This window comes from Moorena sp. SIO3E8, from assembly GCF_010692445.1.
GTDB classification, from domain to species: domain Bacteria; phylum Cyanobacteriota; class Cyanobacteriia; order Cyanobacteriales; family Coleofasciculaceae; genus Moorena; species Moorena bouillonii.
In genome coordinates this window covers 1-4,719 of record NZ_JAAHHM010000261.1, presented here as the reverse complement: position 1 = coordinate 4,719, position 4,719 = coordinate 1, and the positions used below count along the sequence as shown (strand labels likewise).

Below are 4,719 nucleotides of genomic sequence, written 5' to 3'. Positions count from 1 at the left end.
GAGTCGGGAGCAGGGAGTCGGGAGTCGGGAGTCGGGAGTCGGGAGTCGGGAGTCGGGAGTCGGGAGTCGGGGAAAGAAAATTGGCGTTGCGTTAGTCTTTGAATGAATAGGAGTAGAGTGGGCATCCTGCCCGCCCGCAAATAAGGAGGAAACTGGCAAGATGCCAGTTCTACACAAGATGCCAGTTCCACGCAAGATGCCTATTCCACCTGAGTCTTAAAATCATTCCATTATTAAGCAATGCCAGAAAATTGAATGTATAGCGGTTTCTAGTCTAATGAGGTACACAAGATTTTTTCCCTGTTCCCAATTCCCAATTCCCGATTCCCGATTCCCGATTCCCGATTCCCAATTCCCGATTCCCGATTCCCGATTCCCGATTCCCCATTCCCCATAAAAAAAAGCAAAAAAAAACGGGGAAGAAAAAGTTAGTAAAAACCTTCCCCTCAAGGAAAAGCTAAAGACTAGAAGATGAAAAAACTAGAATATCCAAAAAAATATGATCACCTATAAAGGTACCGTAAAGTGATTGAAAAGGTCAATAGTTTTTTTGTAAACTTTTATGTTGCGGCTTGTACTTTTATCTAGGAATATGAAGAAACTTATAGGGAGTTCCATTCAAAGATAGGGAGATAGGGAGATAGGGAGATGGAGAGATCTTTCAAGGGTATGTTTTTTACAAAGACGTCAGGTGTGGGGTGTGGGGTGACCGGGTGTGGGGTGTGGGGGATAAGAAAGCGATGCAGCTTCGGAACAGGGGGTTTCCCCCACTCGCTATTGCCTCAAGACAATATACCATTATTGTCGTTAAAAATCATCATTTGTTCGTTGTTTTTCTTTTCCTCTCCCTCTGGGTCGTCCCATGTTTTACCCAAATGTAAAAAACCTACCCCTGTGAGGATGGAGAGATGGAGAGATGGGGAGATAGGGAGATAGGGAGATAGGGAGATAGGGAGATTTGGGAGAAGAGAAAGTTGTACCTTTGACCGCAACTTACTATCGAGTTATCCATAGTTTGACTACACAACTGGAATAAACGCTTTACAATGACGGAAATATTAGGTCATTTGCCCATTGGCCTTTGAGAATTTCGGTTTTGACCAAAAAGATGGGTTTCAAGCCCCGCCCTTCGTTGGCCTTTGGCCACGCTACGCGAACGACGGCTTTCAAATAATCTGTTATTATCAAAGAGTGGCCTAACACAGACAGGATTCGTCGGTACTGTCATAAATCCACGACGTAAAGCGATGTTAGCACCTGAGGCGCGAAAAACCTCATTAAAAACGTATGGATCCTAATAGATACCGAAAACCAGTAAAGCAAACCTTAAAGATTAAAAAGTACCGTGGGGCACACGGAAACTGACGAAACTCAACGCTTAGGGAGATAAGCCCACTGGGGTTAGTTAAATTAGGCTAGGTATTTGGTTATTGAACGGATATTCGGCTTAAGTATTGCCTTTCAGGATAGCTAATTTTAGCGATGCAGCGCGGTCTTGGGGGTTTCCCCCATGAGCGACTGCATCAAGACAAGGCATATCGAGGAACTAAGAATCCCCGTCCTTCTAGGGCGGGGAGTGTCAAGGCACCGTATCCGCCGTTGCCAGTCAGCTAATTGATACCAATATTCCCCTCGGCATTATTCCCAGAGGAACCGCTAATGCCTTTTGTCAGGCGTTGGGCATTGGTGGCAGAGTAATGCCCATTCGCGCGGCCTGCCGCATCATTTCCGAAGGGTATACCAAAGTGATTGATGCGGCTCGCTGTAACGATACCCCCATGATTTTATTAACCGGAATTGGTTTTGAAGCAGAAATGGTCGATAAAGCCAGCCGAGAATTCAAGGATCAGTGGGGGGTACTGGCCTATCTGGTAGCGGGATGGCAACAACTGGATGAACAAGAGCTATTTGATGCGGCTGTAGAAATTGAAGACCAGATCTATCGAGTTGAGGTGGGGGCTATTACTGTGGCTAACGCGGCTCCCCCTACCTCAGTGTTAGCCCAAGGAATGGGTGAAGTTATTTACGACGATGGGTTACTGGATGTCACCATGGCCAAAGTAGACACAAAACTTCAGGCGGTCACATCAATGGTCAATGCCTTCGGTGCCGCCTTGGTTCGCCTGAACCCCAACCAAGAAAATATTCATCATGTCCGAACCCACAGTATCAAAATCGCCACAGATCCCCCTCAGAAGGTGGTTGTGGATGGAGAAGTCATTGGAACAACTCCTATCAAAGTTGAATGTATTCCCAAGGGATTGACTGTATTTGTCCCCAACCCCAATTAATCTGGCTCAATCTCTTCTTTTTCGAGAGTGTATTAAGACCCTATAAATACTGGTGAAGGGGTTCGAGCTCGAGTAAACTAGAGACATTATTATACTCAAAAAACTCTATGACCGCAGACCCCCTAGAATTAGAAGGAACCTGGGAAGAGATTATTGACCAAGGGGAAAAACTAGCTGGAAAACGAGTTCGGGTTATTGTTCTGTCTGATCAACCACACACTGAGTCTCCCGACAAGCCCACCTCTTTTCCTCCTAGGTCTACTGCCCAGTCTCTATTGAAATACGCAGGAACCTGGGAAGGTGATGACTTAGAAGAATGTCTTCGCCTAGTTTATGAAAACCGCTCTGAAGTGGCGTTTGAATAATGTATCTGCTGGATACTAACCATTGTAGTTTACTGATTGCAGGCAATCCAGCCGTACTTCAACGGATGTGGGACAAAGGTAATGTACCAGTTTGTACCTGCACTATTGTTCGGGGGGAACTGATGTTTATGGTTCAAAATTCCGAACAAAAGGCTACTAATATAGCACGAGTGCAAGCCTTTATTCAAGGTATTTATATCTATCCAGTAGATAATGAAACAGCTGATATCTATGGTCAATTTAAAGCCGAGATATTGCAGTATTTTGGACCGAAAGACCGAAAGAAGCGACGAAAAACCAAAATTCAAGAAATAGGGATTAGTGATAACGATTTATGGATTGCTGCAATCGCATTGCGCCATGGATTGATCATCGTCTCAGCAGATAGGGATTTTCAGCGGATGCAGCAGGTCAGAGCATTACTTTTGGAATCCTGGTTATAATCTCAATTTGCGAACGCGCCCCGCGTGACCAAAGGTCAATCGCGCCCCGCGTGACCGTAGGGAAATCACGGCACCTAAGTGTTGCATTTATAGTTTTTATCGTAGTTATGAGGTACAGTCTTGATGCAGTGCATCCCTATTCCCTATTCTCTGTTCCCTATTCTCTGTTCCCTGTTCCCTGTTCCCTGTTCCCTGTTCCCTAAAATCCCGAAATTTTGTACTTAGCTATGATAATTGCTATATATAGTTGATCATACTGATGAAGTACATTAAAGTTTATTATATCATTTCGGGATAATTACCCTTAATAAAAATTTCCCCCATCTCCCCATCTCCCCATCTCCCCATCTCCCCATCTCCCCATCTCCCCACTCCCTACTCCCGATTCCCGACTCCCTACTCCCTAAAACTCCAGAATCATAGATTAAGCTAGTAGCAAAGTTAGCTAAAAAACTATAATCTATGTTTAAAAAGCTATTAGCTCAGGTTGGCATTGGAGCAGCAAAGGTAGATACACGTTTGTACTTTGATTCCCTAGCGCCTGGGGAAATGGTAGAAGGGGAAGTTTATATTACTGGGGGAGATGTTTCCCAGAAAATTGATGATATTTATATTTATGTGGTTACGGAATACTTGCGGGAAGAAGAAGATACCGCAATCACAGAGGAATGCATATTAATGCAATATCGCCTCTCGGAACGCTTCAACTTAGAGGCAAAAGAGGAAATAGTTATTCCATTTTCGTTTCCCCTGCCAGAGGAAACACCACTAACATTAACCAGCCAACCAGTATATTTACGTACTGGCTTAGATATTCCCATTGCCGTTGACCCAAAAGACATCGATTACATTGAGGTACATCCACACCCCTTAATGCAAGCGGTATTTGATGCATTAGAAAACCTTGGCTTTCAACTTCATGAAATCGATTGTCAGTACAATACTCACTTCGGGGGTAGATATCCATTCGTCCAAGAGTTCGAGTTTAGACCGATGGGTAAGTATCAGGGTCACTTGGATGAATTGGAAATCATTTTTTCTCTCTACTCAGAAGACTTAGAAGTTTTCCTAGAAATAGACAAACGAGCCCGTGGATTTGGTGGTTTCCTAGAAGAAGCTTTCGATCTAGATGAACGTTATGTCCAATTTCAGGTAACGCTGGATGACCTCAATCTTCCTATGGGTGAATTAGAGGCAATGATTGAGGAGATTATTGAGAGTCAAATTAACTAGAGATTCAGTTTGGAATAGGGAACAGGGAATAGGGAGTAGGGAACAGGGAACAGGGAATAGGGAACAGGGAAGAGAGAAGAGGGAAAAAATTCTGTGTACCTTATTAGTCTAGAAACCTCTATCCATAGGGAACAGAGAACGGGTAAAAATGAAAATAGGAGTAAGTTGAGAGATTTTTAAATGTCAGCAATACATGATTTTAAAGACTTAAAAATTTGGCAAAAAGGTATGGAGATAGCAGAAAAGTGTTATTTTTTGACGTAAGCATTCAGGTGTAGAGATTGACAAAGTCACCCCACTCACTTCAAAAGCGGAATCAGAGACAATTCGTGAGAACGCTGCCTGACTGCTAAGGACACAGCCTGACTCAGGAACTTTATGGTATTA

At 43.7% G+C, this 4,719-nt stretch carries 6 protein-coding genes; 5 read left to right on the top strand and 1 reads right to left on the bottom strand.

Going from position 1 to position 4,719, the window contains the following annotated elements; all coding sequences use genetic code 11:
* Positions 1–191, bottom strand: a 191-nt coding sequence (locus tag F6K46_RS38350; protein ID WP_293118038.1) for a hypothetical protein, incomplete at its 3' end; no start/stop codon positions are given.
* 1,291 nt (positions 192–1,482) lie between these two features.
* Between F6K46_RS38350 and F6K46_RS38345 the strand changes: the two genes are divergently transcribed.
* The 5 genes from F6K46_RS38345 to F6K46_RS38325 all read left to right on the top strand — a co-directional run bounded on the left by F6K46_RS38345 (position 1,483) and on the right by F6K46_RS38325 (position 4,332).
* Positions 1,483–1,614, top strand: coding sequence for a hypothetical protein (locus F6K46_RS38345; protein WP_293068347.1), 132 nt, complete (start codon positions 1,483–1,485; stop codon positions 1,612–1,614).
* Positions 1,614–2,291, top strand: a complete 678-nt coding sequence (locus F6K46_RS38340; protein ID WP_366510884.1) for a diacylglycerol kinase family protein — start codon at positions 1,614–1,616, stop codon at positions 2,289–2,291. Before F6K46_RS38345 ends, F6K46_RS38340 begins: the two co-directional genes overlap by 1 nt.
* Positions 2,292–2,398: 107 nt before the next feature.
* On the top strand, positions 2,399–2,656 hold the full coding sequence (locus F6K46_RS38335) for a hypothetical protein (RefSeq protein WP_293068344.1): 258 nt from the start codon (positions 2,399–2,401) through the stop codon (positions 2,654–2,656).
* Complete coding sequence (locus F6K46_RS38330; protein WP_293068341.1) at positions 2,656–3,099, top strand: type II toxin-antitoxin system VapC family toxin; 444 nt, start codon at positions 2,656–2,658, stop codon at positions 3,097–3,099. Before F6K46_RS38335 ends, F6K46_RS38330 begins: the two co-directional genes overlap by 1 nt.
* Before the next feature lie 462 nt (positions 3,100–3,561).
* On the top strand, positions 3,562–4,332 hold the full coding sequence (locus F6K46_RS38325; RefSeq protein ID WP_293068338.1) for a sporulation protein: 771 nt from the start codon (positions 3,562–3,564) through the stop codon (positions 4,330–4,332).
* Positions 4,333–4,719 lie beyond the last annotated feature (387 nt).